13 protein-coding genes and 2 tRNA genes are annotated in these 14946 nt (G+C 56.8%); 5 read left to right on the plus strand and 10 right to left on the minus strand.

Annotated features, from left to right (window positions below; translation table 11 throughout):
* Positions 1-18 precede the first annotated feature (18 nt).
* Positions 19-561, minus strand: a complete 543-nt coding sequence (locus tag Pan181_RS06965) for a DUF420 domain-containing protein (protein WP_231943776.1) — start codon at positions 559-561, stop codon at positions 19-21.
* Positions 562-799: 238 nt separating this feature from the next.
* Here Pan181_RS06965 and Pan181_RS06970 point away from each other — a divergent pair.
* Both Pan181_RS06970 and Pan181_RS06975 read left to right on the plus strand, forming a co-directional pair.
* A tRNA-Arg gene (locus Pan181_RS06970) sits at positions 800-873 on the plus strand.
* Between the two features lie 463 nt (positions 874-1336).
* Complete coding sequence (locus Pan181_RS06975; RefSeq protein WP_145246142.1) at positions 1337-2425, plus strand: IS630 family transposase; 1089 nt, start codon at positions 1337-1339, stop codon at positions 2423-2425.
* Here the strand turns inward: Pan181_RS06975 and Pan181_RS06980 are convergent.
* Both Pan181_RS06980 and Pan181_RS06985 read right to left on the minus strand, forming a co-directional pair.
* Positions 2422-2688 (minus strand): hypothetical protein, encoded by a 267-nt coding sequence (locus Pan181_RS06980; protein ID WP_145246143.1) that lies wholly within the window; start codon positions 2686-2688, stop codon positions 2422-2424. The two genes, Pan181_RS06975 and Pan181_RS06980, sit on opposite strands and share 4 nt — an antisense overlap.
* A gap of 76 nt (positions 2689-2764) precedes the next feature.
* Positions 2765-3538, minus strand: a complete 774-nt coding sequence (locus tag Pan181_RS06985; RefSeq protein WP_145246144.1) for a recombinase family protein — start codon at positions 3536-3538, stop codon at positions 2765-2767.
* A gap of 229 nt (positions 3539-3767) precedes the next feature.
* Between Pan181_RS06985 and Pan181_RS06990 the strand changes: the two genes are divergently transcribed.
* Positions 3768-3840, plus strand: a tRNA-Arg gene (locus tag Pan181_RS06990).
* 241 nt (positions 3841-4081) lie between these two features.
* Here Pan181_RS06990 and Pan181_RS06995 read toward each other — a convergent pair.
* The 3 genes from Pan181_RS06995 to Pan181_RS26755 all read right to left on the minus strand — a co-directional run bounded on the left by Pan181_RS06995 (position 4082) and on the right by Pan181_RS26755 (position 6762).
* Positions 4082-5173 carry a sensor histidine kinase gene (locus tag Pan181_RS06995; protein WP_197528997.1) on the minus strand — a complete coding sequence of 364 codons (1092 nt, stop codon included), beginning with the start codon at positions 5171-5173 and terminating at the stop codon, positions 4082-4084.
* Positions 5174-5205: 32 nt separating this feature from the next.
* Entirely contained in the window at positions 5206-6333 is a 1128-nt protein-coding gene (locus Pan181_RS07000) for an FIST N-terminal domain-containing protein (RefSeq protein WP_145246146.1), read from the minus strand.
* Between the two features lie 294 nt (positions 6334-6627).
* Positions 6628-6762 carry a hypothetical protein gene (locus tag Pan181_RS26755; protein WP_261342246.1) on the minus strand — a complete coding sequence of 45 codons (135 nt, stop codon included), beginning with the start codon at positions 6760-6762 and terminating at the stop codon, positions 6628-6630.
* Between Pan181_RS26755 and Pan181_RS07005 the strand changes: the two genes are divergently transcribed.
* On the plus strand, positions 6761-8035 hold the full coding sequence (locus tag Pan181_RS07005) for a sulfatase-like hydrolase/transferase (RefSeq protein WP_197528998.1): 1275 nt from the start codon (positions 6761-6763) through the stop codon (positions 8033-8035). The genes Pan181_RS26755 and Pan181_RS07005 overlap by 2 nt on opposite strands.
* Here Pan181_RS07005 and Pan181_RS07010 read toward each other — a convergent pair whose 3' ends face one another.
* From Pan181_RS07010 to pyk, 4 genes are all read right to left on the minus strand, one after another.
* Complete coding sequence (locus Pan181_RS07010) at positions 8036-8353, minus strand: cupin domain-containing protein (protein ID WP_145246147.1); 318 nt, start codon at positions 8351-8353, stop codon at positions 8036-8038.
* 657 nt (positions 8354-9010) lie between these two features.
* Positions 9011-11374: a glycoside hydrolase family 95 protein gene (locus Pan181_RS07015; RefSeq protein WP_197528999.1), complete on the minus strand. Its 2364-nt coding sequence runs from the start codon at positions 11372-11374 to the stop codon at positions 9011-9013.
* Between the two features lie 139 nt (positions 11375-11513).
* Positions 11514-12416: a DMT family transporter gene (locus Pan181_RS07020; RefSeq protein ID WP_197529000.1), complete on the minus strand. Its 903-nt coding sequence runs from the start codon at positions 12414-12416 to the stop codon at positions 11514-11516.
* A 96-nt stretch (positions 12417-12512) separates the two neighbouring features.
* Complete coding sequence (gene pyk / locus Pan181_RS07025) at positions 12513-13940, minus strand: pyruvate kinase (RefSeq protein WP_145246149.1); 1428 nt, start codon at positions 13938-13940, stop codon at positions 12513-12515.
* A gap of 408 nt (positions 13941-14348) precedes the next feature.
* Here pyk and Pan181_RS07030 point away from each other — a divergent pair, with 408 nt between their 5' ends.
* A complete protein-coding gene (locus tag Pan181_RS07030) occupies positions 14349-14864 on the plus strand; it encodes a MarR family winged helix-turn-helix transcriptional regulator (protein WP_145246150.1) in 516 nt (171 codons plus the stop codon).
* Positions 14865-14946 lie beyond the last annotated feature (82 nt).

The raw sequence follows: 14946 nt of genomic DNA on the forward strand, positions 1-14946 counted from the left end.
TGTTCGGCCGAGTTGCTGTTAGCTGGCAACAAAGGCCATGTAGTAGAACACCCATCCGGTGATGGCTGTCATGGTCATGCCGATTGCCGCCACGCGCCCCCACAGCTTGTGTTGAAAGCTGTGGGCGCCTGGCACCGGTGGTTTGGGGAATTGTCGCAGTGCACTGACAATCACATATACCCAGACCAAAGCGGTTGGTACCGCGAACATCAGGTGTACGATCAGGGCCACGCCGGCTGGGCAGCTCCATTGCGTTGCTTCGCTGAAGTAGGGCGAAGGCTCTGCGCGGGCTTCCCATTTGGTGAGGAACTGCATGTCGACTTCAAACGCAACCACGGCCAGCAGCAGCACGATGCCGAGTGTGAGTTGAATGAGCTTGTGCGATTGCCATTGACGACGAAACCGCGCCAGGGCAATGCTGCCTGCCATCAGCGGAATTACCAGGAACATTGCCAGGAACACCACGTCGAGCATCAGCGATGCCCGCGTGCCTAAGAAGCCATCCACCCCTGGAAATTCCATTCCATCCTCCGTGATCAGGTCGGTGTTCTCGACGGACACGACCTGCGAAATATGCTAAGCAAGATTGTGAATGCAGGAATTGTAAGTAGTTTCGAGCAAAGCCCGAACCCCAGTTGTCTTGTGTAATGCGGTGCCCAGCGAGGGGGCTCGGCGGTCGACCACCCAATTGCGGTTTCCGCTCTAAAAGGATAGTCTAGAGCCGTCGTTCAGCAATGCCCCAATGGGGTGAATGACTGCTGGTGGTCCCCGAAACCGGTGGACCGCCCGCTCACCATATGTCCCCGTGGCACAACTGGATAGCGCGTCGGCCTCCGAAGCCGAAGGTTGCAGGTTCGAATCCTGCCGGGGACGTTTTTTTCCGCTCGCTTGCGGTACACCGGCCGGCAGCAGCACGCGACTTCCCCTAGTCAGGGGGATATCTGGCTGACGGATGTCTGTTTGATCGAGCCTTCGTGCTCTCTGAGCACCGAATCCCAGGTTTTCAAAGAGCAATGCACTAATCGAATGAATGTGCATCTGTAATTAGAACGCGCGGGGTGGCCATTTCCCATCGAAAACTGGCAAAGTTCCGCACTCAAATCCAACGTTCTCTACAGTGGATTGGCATACAACCGTCTGAGTCTGCTTCGGGTATCTAAACATCTCCAACAGACTCCTTAGGGTAGAAAGTCTGTTGGAGATTGACACACGAAATGGATTGTTTCAGTCGTGGTGTAGCGCGATCAAGCAGTTGGCTTGGAATTGTCCCCTATAATACGCATTCTAAAGAAGAGCTGCGCGCTTTCTATTGCGCTTTCCTATTCCCCCCATCATAATGCGACTTTCCGAGAACATGGAGGTCGCGATGAAAGTGGCGGGGCATCTTCCGCTTGCGGAGTTAAAGCGATTGGAGCGTGTGGAGAAGAACGTCAATCGCTCCAAGCGGTTGCGGATTCTGATCTTAGGTCACGAGGGCTGGACGGCCCCCGCTGTGGCAGCCGCTGTTGGGCTATCGCGACGGGCGTGCCAGGAGTGGGTCGCCCGATACAATCGACACGGGCTGGCGGGGCTGGACGACCACCGCGGTGGGTCGTTGAACCTGCCACTCACAGCCGACCAAGAGCAGACGTTTCGTGAGCGTCTCGCGGCAGGGCCAACGAGCGAAGACCTTGTCTGCTCGTTGCGGGGCAAGGACTTCCAACGCATCTTGGCCGAGGAGTTCGGCGTGAGGCGGTCGTTGCCTGCGGTGTACTGGCTGCTACACCGATTGGGCTACAGCTACCTGCGTCCCAGGCCGCGTCATCGCAAAGCAGACCCTGAAAAGATCGAGGCGTTCAAGCGGGAGTGGCCTGAGCGAATCAAGGAGATCGCCGCGGAGCATCCCCATAAACAGCTGCGGGTCTACTTCCAGGACGAATCACGGTTCGGACAGCAGGGGACCAACACCAACCTGTGGGCCGAGCGGGGCTCCCGACCGACCGCCGTCCGTCAAACCGAATACGAATACTTGTGGGTGATTGGGGCGGTCTGCCCGGAAACCGGACACGCCGAGGGCCTGCTGAGCCCGCAACTGAACACGAAGATCATTAACTCGTTCTTGGAATCGTTCTCCGAAACGATCCCCGAGGGCGAGCACGCCGTGATGATCTGGGATGGCGCCGGCTTCCACACCAGCAAGGCAATTCAGGTCCCAGAAAACGTGTCGCTGGTGCAACTGCCGCCCTACAGCCCTGAACTTAACCCAATCGAAAACCTCTGGCATTACCTCAAAAGCCACTTCTGGAGCAACCGGGCCTACGACGACTACGATGACTTGGAAGAAGCGGCCATGACCGCATGGCGGACCGCCGTGCTCAACGAAGAACTCATCAAAACCGTCTGTGCCGCCCCGTATGTTGATGGCGGCTCAAACGCGCAGGTTTAAATTAGAATGCGTATAATTACCGCAATACTCTCGGCAATCTCTTTCTCTGCTTGAAACACGTCTAATACTCTTGCTGATTCGTAGTCGTACCAGCAGCCTTCACCATTGTTAGAGTTCGCTTGCGAAGTTTTTCGTCTCTGAAGTCCTGGTACACTCTGGTAGTGCTTAAGAATGAACTCACGATCATCTTTCTTCTTCAGAGGTAAACCGGCCGCACGCAAGTAATCGCATACGCGAGATTGTTTGATAACGACTTTACTCATCTTGTATGGTACCTTTAGTGTAAAAATGTTCTACTCAGAATCCAAGCACTGAGTGTTAGGTAGGTAAGCTTGCCCCTTATGCATCGCCTCCTTCCTCTGTTGATCGAAGATAGACTCGACGAACTTGTGAATATGTCCACTTACACCCTTGTCGTGTTTCGTAGCCGCGGGCGTTCAGGTGGTCGGCTATAGATTGGAAGGATTTCCCATTGATGCGAAGCTCTGAAATAAATGGAGCTACGTTTTGATCGGCTTTAATGGCTTCCTTTTTGCGGTTGCCGTTGGCAAGTCTCCTAGCTTCGTGATTCAGATTCGAAGTAACTTCATAGCCATTGGCTAATCGTTGTTTCATCTCCTTCTTGCGACGTTCAGACTCCGCGAGCCTCAATTTATCTGCTGATCGCCATGCCTGCTTAATGGCTCTCCTGGACTTCCTAGCAATGGCTGGCAGAAGTTCTCGCAAGTCTACAGGACTGAACTTTCGGAAATGGCTGGCAGTTAACTTCTCTATTTCCTGTTGGGCCAGATCACAAAGAATGGGCCGCTTCGTATCACACAATACGCTTAAGGCCTTAGTGTTCTTGAGGAGGCTGTAGCTTCTGCGGTGAATCTTCGGTAGCCCTAGGTAGGCATCCGCATCACTGTTGCTGGCATCAACAATCAGTGAGAGAGCCTCCCAATCAAAGTGCCTGCTGTAGTACTCAGCGAAATTTTCCATTTCGGAAGCAATTTCCATATTGAATCGATTTGCTAATTCTTCGAGCTCCTGCCGCTGATCCTCGGCGTGGTCTCCCCAGCACATTAAATGCATTCTGGCGGTCATGTGATTTGCGTTCGCTTGAGCTGTCATGGAGCGTCTGGTTTTGGGGCTGAAAAAAGGCCCGTTTGCTGAACTCTATTAAGACTTTACCAGAGTCGATTGAGCTGTCAAGGAGTGTCTGGTGTGATTTGTATTAAGAAAACGTCAGTCTGGATTTCTTGGCTATCGCACGCTTCGTATCGATATTTCTTCAGTTCAATTAAGAGTGCTCGCGATTAGCAAATGTAGTGGTCTTGGATTTAGTGGAAAGATTGACGAGGTCTTCAGTAGCGATTGAGAGGCGCGTCGGCCTCCGAAGCCGAAGGTTGCAGGTTCGAATCCTGCCGGGGACGCTTCTTTCCGCTCACTTGCGGTACATCTCGGCCGGCAGCAGCACGAGACTTCCCCTGGTCAGGGGAATGTCTGGCTGACGGATGTCTGTTTGATTGAGCCTTCGTTATCTCTGAGCAGCGAATCCCAGGTTTTCAATTAGCAATGCACCAATCGAATGAATGTGCATCTGTAATTAGAACGCGCGGGGTGGCCATTTCCCATCGAAAACTGGCAAAGTTCCGCACTCAAATCCTACGTTCTCTACAGTGGATTGGCGTACAACTGGTCTTCATGATCTCGGCTGAAGCGTGCCGGTACCACGTTCTCGATCGGCAGGCTCAACGTAAAGGTTGCCCCCAGGTTCTCGCCCGGGCTATCGACCGACAGCGTACCGCACAGCTCCTTGGCGGTAATCGAGCAGGCGTGCAAACCGAAACCATGGCCGAAGCTCTTGGTCGTAAATCCGTAGGTGAAGATGCGTTCGAGATTCTCGGCTGAGATGCCGACTCCGTTGTCGGTCACCGACACGCTTACCATGTCGTCGCTGGTATGCACGATCCGTAATTCGATGTGTCGCTCTTTGAGCGTGAGGTCCGATACCGCTTCTTTGGCATTCTTGATCAGGTTTACCAGAATCTGCATCACTTTGTGCTTGTCGGTAATCACCGACGGCACCCGGGCGAAATGGCGTTCGAGTCGGATGTCGTGGCGGATCAGCGATGCGTCGTTAATCTGTATCGCATCTTCCACCAGCTTCTCGACTTGGATCGACTCGAGCATGCTGCTCACCTTGGCGTACGACTGCTGCTTAGCAACAATTCGCTCGATGTGTTCAATGTGTCGTTCGAGCGTATGGATCTCGACCAAGGCATCCTCGTTTTCTCGGAGCACCGCTTCGGCAGCGCGGGCGAGCAGCAGAGGGAGTTTCTGCCCTTGCGGATCGTTAGTCAGATAATCGACCAGGTTCTGTTCGTTTTTTTGAAGCAGGTCGCAGGCCTGCTTGAGCGTGGTTGCGCGGCTTTTGCGAAGCCGATTCCGCACCATGTGGGCGGAGGTGTTCACGCTGTTCAGCACGTTGCCGACGTTGTGCAATACGCCAACCGCGATTTCGGCCATGCCCGCCTGACGCGATACTGCAATGAACTCTTCCTGCAGCTTTTGGCGTTCGGCGGCAGCATGGTTGCGATGCTCAAGTTCCCGCTGTTTCGCGCGTTCAAGTTGCTTGTGGATACTGGTTTGCGCACCCTCGTTGTACAGCTCTTTTACTTTGTTTTTAAGCACCGCGACCGTACGCTCCGCTGCTCGACAACGGAGTTCCCAGTCGGTTTGCACAGCGGTTTGCTCGTCAATCATTGCCTGCCCCATCCGAAATCTCCCAAATTCGTCTATCCGTCACGCAAGGCCAGTGCGACCATGGTTTGATTGATATGCAGCCCGTTGAGCTGCTCGCCGTAGGTGTCGAACCCGATGGAGGTTCTACAAGTCTCGCTCAGGATGTCGCCAAGTTGGTCGTGCGAATCTTCGCTATCCGCCTCCTGAGCACGCAACACGCAATTGCACATCAGCAGGAAGTCGATCGGTCCAAAGTTGTCGGCCAGGTTATCGAGCTCTGTTTTCAGCGAGGTCGACATGTGATTGTGGGCGCCGATTTCGAGCACCATGCCTTCTTCTACACCGCAGTAGAAGATGAGCGAGCCATCTGGCATCACTTCTTGAATCGAGCGGACGTAGATCTCTCCATTGCAGGAGAAAGTGACAGGATTCTTGAGAATCACCTCCTCGGTCACCTGTTCGGGATTGAGCCCAATCGCGTGGGCGTAGGCCGACAGGGCAGGGTAGCCATCGAGTTCGTAAACACGACGGGCCGCTGTGTCGACTTCGGTCACCACCAGACTGATCGGGGTTGTCGTAAAATGCTGGTGCTTGAGCACCTTGAACGGGACTCGGCTGTGGGCTATCGTAAGCACCACCGCGTCGCTGCAGGCCAGGCTGTTGTGGATGACTTCGGTCTTTTCGAACTTCACGTCGTCGCCGGCCGAACCGCCGAGCAGCGGAACGCCCTGCAGTGCATCGGCAATCAACGCCGAGGTGACTTCTTCCTTCATCGACAAGCCATCGATGAACGACAAACAAAAACAGCGATCGAGCTGCGTGTATTTGTAGATGTCGAGTTCGTGCAGCATCTGCTCCACGGTGCGGCTCACCCGCGATTCGTCGAGGTGGTCTAAGTCGGTGAGTAGCGCAGTCGACCAGGTGAGGTCCTCGGAATCGATGCCAGTGAGTACCAGCGAGCCGTGCAGATGCCGCCCCGATAGGTGCTCGCCAGCAGTGGTACATCCCACGATGTGCGAGTGCGGAAACTTGTGGGCCAGCGCGGCGGCAACATCGCCAGCGTCTTGCGCTGTGGATACAAACGCCAAGACCATCTGCGGCTCGGTGCCCCAGTCGGCGGTCGCTTCCGATACGGCCAGCGAGCCGTCGGTTGCGGTGGATACCCCTTGGTAGATTTGCATCGAATGCCCCTTACGATGGAAAACCGGCTCCCCAGATAACACAATCAATGTGCAGGTGCCCCCCGGTTAACGTAACGAAAACGTACCTTATGGCCCGGCGAGTGCGGCCCGCTTGCGGACTATTTGTCGTGCAATGTCTTGATTCGAAGTGCCCCGCAGCGAAGCAGAATCGGTATAAGCCGAACAGGTGGTTCGCAGCAGACCAGCAACCGTTTACGATGGTTGAATGGGCAGGTGTGAGCTGTGCGATGGAATCGCCGTAGCCATCTCTCCTTTCTATAAGATGAACTCCAATCAGGAATAAACTTCGATGTACACGCCGACCAACCGAACCGTGCGAATGGCCATGACTCTTGCGGGGATGTCTTTGTGTTTGGCCCCAGCGTGGTGTACCGCGGCCGATCGGCGCCCGAACGTGATCGTCATCATGTCCGACGACCAAGGCAGCATCGACGCCGGTTGCTATGGGGCGACCGTTATTAAAACCGCTGCGACCGACGCGTTGGCCAACCAAGGCGTGCGATTCACGCAGTACTACTCGGCCGCGCCGGTCTGCTCGCCATCGCGGGCGGGGTTGCTTACCGGTTGCTATCCCTGGCGGGTCGGCATGCCTGGCAACGGATCGGGGCCACCGAGCGAAGAGCACGATAACCTCGCCACCTATACCGGCAGTGGATTGCCGGTCGGTGGGTTCACGATGCCTGGCATGTTCCAGAAAGCTGGCTACGCGACAGCTCATATCGGCAAATGGCATCTCGGCGTTGGAGTGGGGTGCCAACCCTTGCAGCAAGGCTTCGATTACTCCTTTGGATTCATGGGTGGCTGCATCGACAACTACTCGCACTTCAACTACTGGGGCGGACCGAATCGCCACGACCTGTGGGAAAACGGCGAGCGCGTCCATCGCCCTGGCGAGTTCTTTCCAGATCTCATGGTCGAAAAAGCCGAGTCCTTTATCGATAGTCATCGCGACAAGCCATTTTTCATGTACTTTGCGATCAATGTTCCTCACTATCCTTACCAGGGCGATTCGAAGTGGATCGAATATTACAACGAACGTCAGGTGCCGTACCCGCGGAATCTCTATGCGGCCTGGGTTTCGACGCTCGACGATCGATTGGCTCAGTTGATGAAGTACCTGGACGACACCGGGCTGCGCGAAAACACCATCGTGGTTTATCAAGCCGACAACGGCTATTCGACGGAACAGCGGGCGCATCATGGTGGCGGAAGCAGCGGGAAGTATCGGGGGGCGAAGTTCAGTATTTACGAAGGGGGAACGCGTTTGCCGGCGATCATCTCCTGGCCGGGGCATCTGCCAGCCGGCGAGGTTCGTAGCCAGGTCGCCCACGGATGCGACTGGCTGCCGACGCTGGCCGAAATATGCGACGTGCCGGTTGATTCGCAGGCGAAACTCAATGGTCGTAGTTTGTTGAAGGTCATTCAGTCGGCCGACGCTTCCACTCCGCACGACGCGGTCTGCTGGCAATTCCAGCAACAGTGGGCGGTTCGGCAAGGTCCATGGAAGTTGATGCGCGATCCACAAACGCATGACGGAACCACCGCCCCCGCGCTGGTGGACGGGCATTGGTTCCTCGCGAATATCGACGACGACCCCAGCGAGTCGACCAACCTGGCTTCGTCGCACCCGGAGTTGGTCGAGAAGCTCAAGCAGGTCTATCAGCGCGAAGCGGCCCAATAGTCAGTCGGCGAAAAACACCGCTAGCCACACGGTCGGTTCGGTGGTCGAAGTCCGCGCGACCCGATGCTTGCGGTGAGCTGCAATCAGCACCTGATCGCCAGGGCGGAGGTCGAGCATCTCGCCATCGGCGAACTCGAGCGTTGCGTCGCCGGCCAGCACCGCGACCCACTCGTGCTCCGCCTGGTCGTACCAGAATCCCTCGGCGCTCGCCTGCCCAGTGGAAACGATCCGCTCGATCCGCACGCTGTTCGACTCCGCCAGCACGGTCACCAGTTCCTCTGGCAGTTCAGTCGGGATCGCCTGAAATAGATTCGTCATCGCTCAAATTCCTTGGGCAGTTCGCGGATACGACTCGTCAGCGACCATCGTAGAAATAGATTCCCAATTTTCCCACCGATGGGAAAATTGAATCGGCACGCACTCTATAAAACCAGTAGTTTTCGCCCTCAAATAGATTCCCATTCCCAATAACGCATCGAGTGGGAATCTATTTTCGCGGTGCCAGGCGGTCGCAAGTCCTTGATAGGTAATAAGTTGCATCAACACCTCCGCGATAGTTGCCCAAAATAGATTCCCACCCATGGGAAACTATTTTGAGTTGGGAGTTGGATGTTGGGAGTTGGATGTAGAAATGTCATCTTGAAGGAGCTTCCAGCGACTGAAAGATCTCAGCCTACCGCTTCCAGCCCAAAGCCTACCGCTTAGAAACCGCGCAGCAGCGAACACCAGCGCAAGGGCCATCGGGCTCGGAGAGCCCTCCTACAGCGCGCTTGCGTGGTAGATGGTGTCGATCGATTTGATGTTCACTCGGTTACACCATTCCACTCTCCAACAACGGACCACTGACGACAAACAACGGATAAAAACAACTGTCCATTAGAACACCGCAGGTGGCCATTTCCCAGCGAAAACTGGGAAGAGGAAGTCGGTTTTTATGGCGGAGTTTTGCGAAGCAAGTGGAGTCTGCTAGCGATGCTACGGTCGCAGGTCGAGTGTGAGTTGCTCGCCTGCTTTCAGGTCGACCTGGTACTCGCGGCCATTTGCGGTCACGATGGCCGGCCTGCCGAGTTTCGACTCGATATCGGCTTCGATCAGTTGACCATCCTCCCAGGTCAGATCGACCACGAACCCGCCACGGCCGCATAGGCCGGTTACCTTGCCATCGGGCCAGGCCGAAGGGAGGGCGGGGAGCAGGTCGAGAATCGTGGTACCTTCGTCGGTCCGGCGGTGCGATTGCAGCAGCATTTCGACGATGCCGGCCGTGTAGCCGAAGTTGCCATCGATCTGGAACGGCGGATGGGCCGAGAACAAGTTGGTGTAAACGCCGCCACCGCCGTAGCTGGTTTTGGGCGACGAGGTGAGCTTCAGGAAGTTGTTGCTCATCAGGTGGGCATGATCGCCATCGAGCAGACGCGCCCAGAAGTTGATCTTCCAGGCCATCGACCAACTGGTGCCGCCATCGCCACGCAGGGCGAGCGTCTCCTCGCAAGCCTTCGCCAGCTCAGGCGTATCCTGCGGAGTGATCTCTTCACCAGGATGCAGACCCCACAGGTGCGACACATGGCGGTGCGTGGTCACAGGGTCTTCCTTGTACAACCATTCCTTAAGCTGACCGTGCGAGCCAACCTGCAGCGGAGCGATGCGGCTGGCAGTGTCGCGCAGGGTTTCGGCGAACTCGGGATCGGTGCCGAGAGCGTCGGCCGCACGGGCGGTGTTAAGGAACAGGAAGCGAAGAATCTGATGGTCCATCGTGGGACCCATCACCAGGCCGCCGCGCTCCGGCGAGTTACTCGGCCCGCTAACCAGCCAACCTTGGTTGTACTTGGGATCTTCTATCAACCAGGCTAAATAAAACTCGCACGACTTCTTCATGGCCGGGTACGCCCGCTCGCGAAGAAAGGCTTCGTCGCCGGTAAACTGATAGTGCCACCACAGGTGCTGGCAGAACCAGGCACCACCGACCGGCCAAAGCCCATGGTCAGTCGCGTTGATGGCCGCGGCCCCGCGCCAACCGTCGGTGTTGTGATGGAACACCCAGCCAGGCAAATCGTAATGCTCGCGGGCGACCTTCGCACCAGTCACGGTGAGATCGTCGATCATGTCGAATAACGGTTCGCTGCACTCACTCAGGTTGGTAGTTTCAGCGAGCCAGTAGTTCATCTCGGTATTGATGTTGGTCGTGTACTTCGCATCCCAGGCGGGCGCGAGCGACTCGTTCCAGATGCCTTGCAGGTTGGCCGCTGCGCTGCCGGGACGACTCGAGGCAATCAGCAGATAGCGACCGTACTGAAACACGAGTGTTTCGAGTGCCTGGTCGGTCTGCTTGGCGTGGGCAATCAGTCGGTCGTCGGTCGGCAGGTCGGGCGCAGTGCCATCGCCGAGCGTCAGTGTGCAACGATCGAACAGCTGGCGATAGTCGGCCACGTGTTCCTGGCGAATCGCTTCGTACGTCTTACCTTCGAGTTTGGCGAGTCGCTCGTCGCAGAGCTTCGTAGGATCGGCATCGACCGTTTGGTAGTCGATGTACGAGGTCGAGGTCACCAGCAAGATCGTGGCACTGTCGGCATCGGCCACGGTGAGCTTGTTGTCGCTGCTGGTAATGGTTCCACCTTCTATCAACACGCGGGCGCGACACTCGAGAGTGATTACGCTCTTGGCGGGTTGGTCGTTGCTGGTGTTATCTTTGACCTTGGCTTGCAACATGAGCAATCCGCTGTTGCCGTCGACGGTTGCCGACTGGCCACGTAAGTCTTGGGGAGTCGAAAGCCCAGCAGTGAACGACACCTTGCCAGCCTCGCTGGCCTCCAAGCGAATGGCGATGGTGCGTTCGGGGTAGCTGGCCAGGTACTCGCGCTCGTAGATCACTCCATCGTGCTCGTAACGAACCTTAGCGACTGCTTCGGAGAGATCGAGCGACCGGCGGTACTCCGTGGGGTTCTGGTGCGTGAACTCCAGATGTAGATCACCGAATGGCTGGTACGCTCGCTGGCGGAGCGGCTTGCTCATCAGACCGTTGGCAATTCGCTCGGCCTTCGATTGATCGCCTTCGAATAAGGTCTCGCGAACCTCGGCCAGCAGTTCGGGACCACCATCGGGGTTGATATAGTCTTCGGGGCCCGACTCCCAAACCGTATCTTCGTTGAACTGCACGCGTTCGGTATCGGTCTTGCCGAACACCATCGCCCCCATGTGACCGTTGCCAATTGGAAGTGCATCGGTCCACGCGCGGGCAGGTTGATCGTACCAGAGTTCCAAGGGAGCCTGCTCGGCATGAGTCGTACTGAGCGACATCGCGAACAAGGCTGCAATCATAGCGACGAACGCATACAGGTTTCGCATGGTAGGAGTCCTGAAAAGGAGGATTGCGAAAGTAGAAACCGTCTGTGAGTAGCGAGTAATAACATAGCACATCCCACGCACTGGACGAGCATCGCACAGCGGAACCAACACGAAAAAAGCGTCTGCGAAAAATTTAGGCCTAAGCCGACTCCGCAGCCGCTTTTTTGCCGGCCGCTTCACGCTTTTCGCCAAGGACGACAATCACGCCGGCTAGCAGAATCAGGCCACAAGCGGGATAGAACACCATCTGCGGCGGGGGCTCCGAGAGAAAGAAATAGCCGAGAATGCCAGCAAACACAAACTGCAACATCGACGCGAGGGCGACCACCTGTCCGCGAAAGTATCGCATCGCGTTGTTGAGCATCGAGTGGCCGATGACCGTCGGGACCAATCCCAATGCGAGCACGGAGAGACCATCTTGTTGCCAGTTGATGTAGGTCGAGTGAGCCATCCACGGAGCGAGCAAGAACGACAAGATCGCCGCCAGGTAGTAGAGCGGCACCAGATAGAGCCAGATCGTCGGATGATGGCGGTAGCGACGGCCGAGTGCCAGGTAGACCGCGAGGAGCATCATCGAGCCCAAGCAGACCAGGTCGCCATACAGATACTCTTTGCTCATGTGATAATCGGCCTGGCAGAGTATCACTAATCCGATAGCGGCTACGATGGTAGCGACCAGCTCTCGGCGGTTGAGTCGCTCGCCGGCCAATGGGATTAGGAGCAGCGGCATTGCGATCGGCACCAGGTTCACTAGCACGGTCGCATTCACCGCAGTAGTGAGCCGCGCGCCGTACATCCAGGAGAAGAAGTGCAGCGTCAGCACCACGCCTGGTATCAACGGGTCGGTGTAATGGCTGCGGACCAACTGCGCGCGATGCTTCCGCCAGTCGCGAATGTAGACGGGTGTGAGCGCGACTGCAGCGATCAAGAGCCGCCAGCCGGTTAGCATCACCGGATCGACTTCGCAGTTCTTGATAAAAATCACCGACATCGCGCAAGCGAACACACCGAGCAGCAGTAACAGCAAGGGAACAGCGGCCATGGGTGGAGTACGCAGGCGAGGGCGGTGGAAGGGGGCGTCGGCAGGCCTACCAGTATAGCGACCCATCCGCTCGTGCGGTGAGGGGTGTCCGCCGAGTTAAGTCACCTGGCGAAGCTGCATGGAGTCGATGACCTGCTCGCCAGCCAGTACGTTGGTGATGACAACCAGCCACATCCCTTCGGCACACCACTCGCGACGCTTCAGGTAAGCTATTGCGTCTTTGATGGTTTTCTCGGGATCGTCGGAGAACTCCATGTAAAACGGCTCGACGCCCCACGGCAACAGCATCTGGCGGAACACGTCCTCGCGATCGGTGAAGGCAAAAATCGGAACCCCCCGCGGACGCAGCGCACCGAGCACGTGGGCCAGGAAGCCGCTACGGGTAAACACGATGATGCCCGACTGCCCAAGATCCTGGGCCAGTGTCGCGGCCGAGCGGAGCATCTTGGCCTTTGGTTCGCGAAGTATGATAGTCGAGTTCAAGTCGTAATCGACCGACGGCTCGATACTGCGAATGATGTTTTTGAATACCTCAACTGCTTCGAGGGGATACTCGCCGGTGGTAGTTTCGCCGGACAGCATCACTGCGTCGGCCTGCTCGCGAACGGCGTTAGAAATATCGGAAATCTCCGCCCGCGTCGGCATCGGCGACGACACCATCGACTCGAGCAAGTGTGTCGCGATGATCACCGGCTTGCCCTCCGCCTGGCACGCTTTGACGAGCTGCGTTTGCACCAGCGGCAGTTGGTGATAGTCGATCTCGATGCCGAGGTCGCCGCGGGCGACCATGATGGCGTCCGACGCCTTGACGATCTCTGCCATGTTCCGCACGCCGGCTTGTTCCTCGATCTTTGAAACAATGCGGGCGGACGATCCCATCTCGTTAAGGAACATTCGCAGTTCGTCGACATCGCTCGCTTCGCGAACAAACGACAGGGCCACCAGGTCGATGCCGGCTTCGACGCCAGCCGCCAGGTCGTTCTTGTCCTTCTCGGTCAGCGAGGGCAAGTTCACGTGCACGCCTGGCAAGTTGATATGCCGACGGGAGCCGAGTTTGCCATCGGTGAGTATCTGGCAACGAATGTAAGTGTCGCCTTTGTCCATCACGCCGAGTCGCAGCAGGCCGCTATCGACCAGCACGATTTGCCCCACCTCGACTTCGCTCGGGAGCCCTTTGTAGTTCACTTGCACCCGCAACGTGTCGGACGGTGGGCGTTGGTCTTCCGAGGTGCAGAACTCCAGCTGCTCTCCCTTTTTGATGTCGATCAGTCCCTCGACTTCGCCGGTGCGAATCTCGGGGCCTTTGATGTCCATCATCACCGCGACATGGCGGTCGAGCTTGGTCGATGCAATCCGAATGCGACAGATGATGTCGAGCACCCACTCGCGCGAAGCGTGCGCCATGTTGAGCCGCAGCACGTCGACCCCCGCGGCGATGAGTTGCTCGAGCATTTCGGGCGACTCCGTAGCCGGACCGAGGGTGGCAATAATCTTGGTGTGCCGGTAATACCTGGGATTGAGCATCGGTCGGTCTATGGATGGGGTGGGGGTGGAAAGCGGTCGCCATTTTTGCTGCAAGTTGCGTTCCGTGTCGACGCCAATTCACTTGGCGGTCGACCACCAACGAGCAGGCGATGGTCGCAAAGCACGGGGAATCTCTATCGCTGGAGCTCGGCCGGGGAGTGTCGGCCGAGGCCAGTACCCGAGCCGGCCGGCCGTGAGCTGCCCAAGAAGTAAACACTAGCGGGGCGTTTTAGGGCAGGGGGGCCTGAATTTATCTGCAGTACACGCAACTGCTAGCGGCGTTTTTCTCGAGGAAAACGACGTTGTCGAAGAAAGTCGGAAAAATAGCTGTTGCCACAGAGGTTGTGTGAACGTATATATTATCTGTTGAAACAACTAATTGCATGTCGATTAAATGGGAGAGCTGTCATGACTGCCACTGCTGCCGATTCCAGTCCTTCCGAGCTTCAGCAAGAGCTACGCAAGCGGCTTCCCTTCGATACGTTCGAGGAAGAAGTGTTTCTCAACATGTGGCGCACCTTCGACTTACTACAAAACGACACCTGCAAGCTGCTCGATGAGCACGGGCTGACCTCGCAGCGATACAACGTACTGCGGATCCTCCGCGGGCATGGCAAGCCTGGCCTGCCGGCCGGGGAGATCGCAGCCCAGATGGTCACCCGCATGCCCGATATCACGCGGCTCATAGATCGGCTCGAAACCGATGGCCTGGTGAAACGCACCCGTAGCGAGCAAGACCGCCGCTGCGTACGAATAACCAGCACGCCGAAGGCGGCCAAGGTGCTCGCGAAGCTTGACGAACCACTGCGAACGATTCACGAGCAACAAATGAATCGTCTCAGCCGCACCGAACTCGAACAACTCAACGCGATGCTGGTGAATCTTCGCAAGTCGAATACTCCATCGAGCGATGCCGCAGAGTGACTCGGAAGAATGATGTCATCGAGCGACGTCGTTCTCGGCTGCGATGGAGAGAAAAAGTAACGATGGTTGCCTTCGGTGGTGA

Origin of the sequence: Aeoliella mucimassa, assembly GCF_007748035.1 — a bacterium.
Lineage (GTDB): Bacteria > Planctomycetota > Planctomycetia > Pirellulales > Lacipirellulaceae > Aeoliella > Aeoliella mucimassa.

What these genes read in the sequence shown, in the direction of transcription:
- Pan181_RS06975 (WP_145246142.1), top strand. Translation starts at nt 1,337, where the DNA reads ATGCGACTTTCCGAGAACATGGAGGTCGCGATGAAAGTGGCGGGGCAT.
- Pan181_RS06980 (WP_145246143.1), bottom strand. Translation starts at nt 2,688, where the DNA reads ATGAGTAAAGTCGTTATCAAACAATCTCGCGTATGCGATTACTTGCGT.
- Pan181_RS06985 (WP_145246144.1), bottom strand. Translation starts at nt 3,538, where the DNA reads ATGACAGCTCAAGCGAACGCAAATCACATGACCGCCAGAATGCATTTA.
- Pan181_RS06995 (WP_197528997.1), bottom strand. Translation starts at nt 5,173, where the DNA reads ATGATTGACGAGCAAACCGCTGTGCAAACCGACTGGGAACTCCGTTGT.
- Pan181_RS07000 (WP_145246146.1), bottom strand. Translation starts at nt 6,333, where the DNA reads ATGCAAATCTACCAAGGGGTATCCACCGCAACCGACGGCTCGCTGGCC.
- Pan181_RS07005 (WP_197528998.1), top strand. Translation starts at nt 6,761, where the DNA reads ATGTCCGACGACCAAGGCAGCATCGACGCCGGTTGCTATGGGGCGACC.
- Pan181_RS26755 (WP_261342246.1), bottom strand. Translation starts at nt 6,762, where the DNA reads ATGATGACGATCACGTTCGGGCGCCGATCGGCCGCGGTACACCACGCT.
- Pan181_RS07010 (WP_145246147.1), bottom strand. Translation starts at nt 8,353, where the DNA reads ATGACGAATCTATTTCAGGCGATCCCGACTGAACTGCCAGAGGAACTG.
- Pan181_RS07015 (WP_197528999.1), bottom strand. Translation starts at nt 11,374, where the DNA reads ATGCGAAACCTGTATGCGTTCGTCGCTATGATTGCAGCCTTGTTCGCG.
- Pan181_RS07020 (WP_197529000.1), bottom strand. Translation starts at nt 12,416, where the DNA reads ATGGCCGCTGTTCCCTTGCTGTTACTGCTGCTCGGTGTGTTCGCTTGC.
- pyk (WP_145246149.1), bottom strand. Translation starts at nt 13,940, where the DNA reads ATGCTCAATCCCAGGTATTACCGGCACACCAAGATTATTGCCACCCTC.
- Pan181_RS07030 (WP_145246150.1), top strand. Translation starts at nt 14,349, where the DNA reads ATGACTGCCACTGCTGCCGATTCCAGTCCTTCCGAGCTTCAGCAAGAG.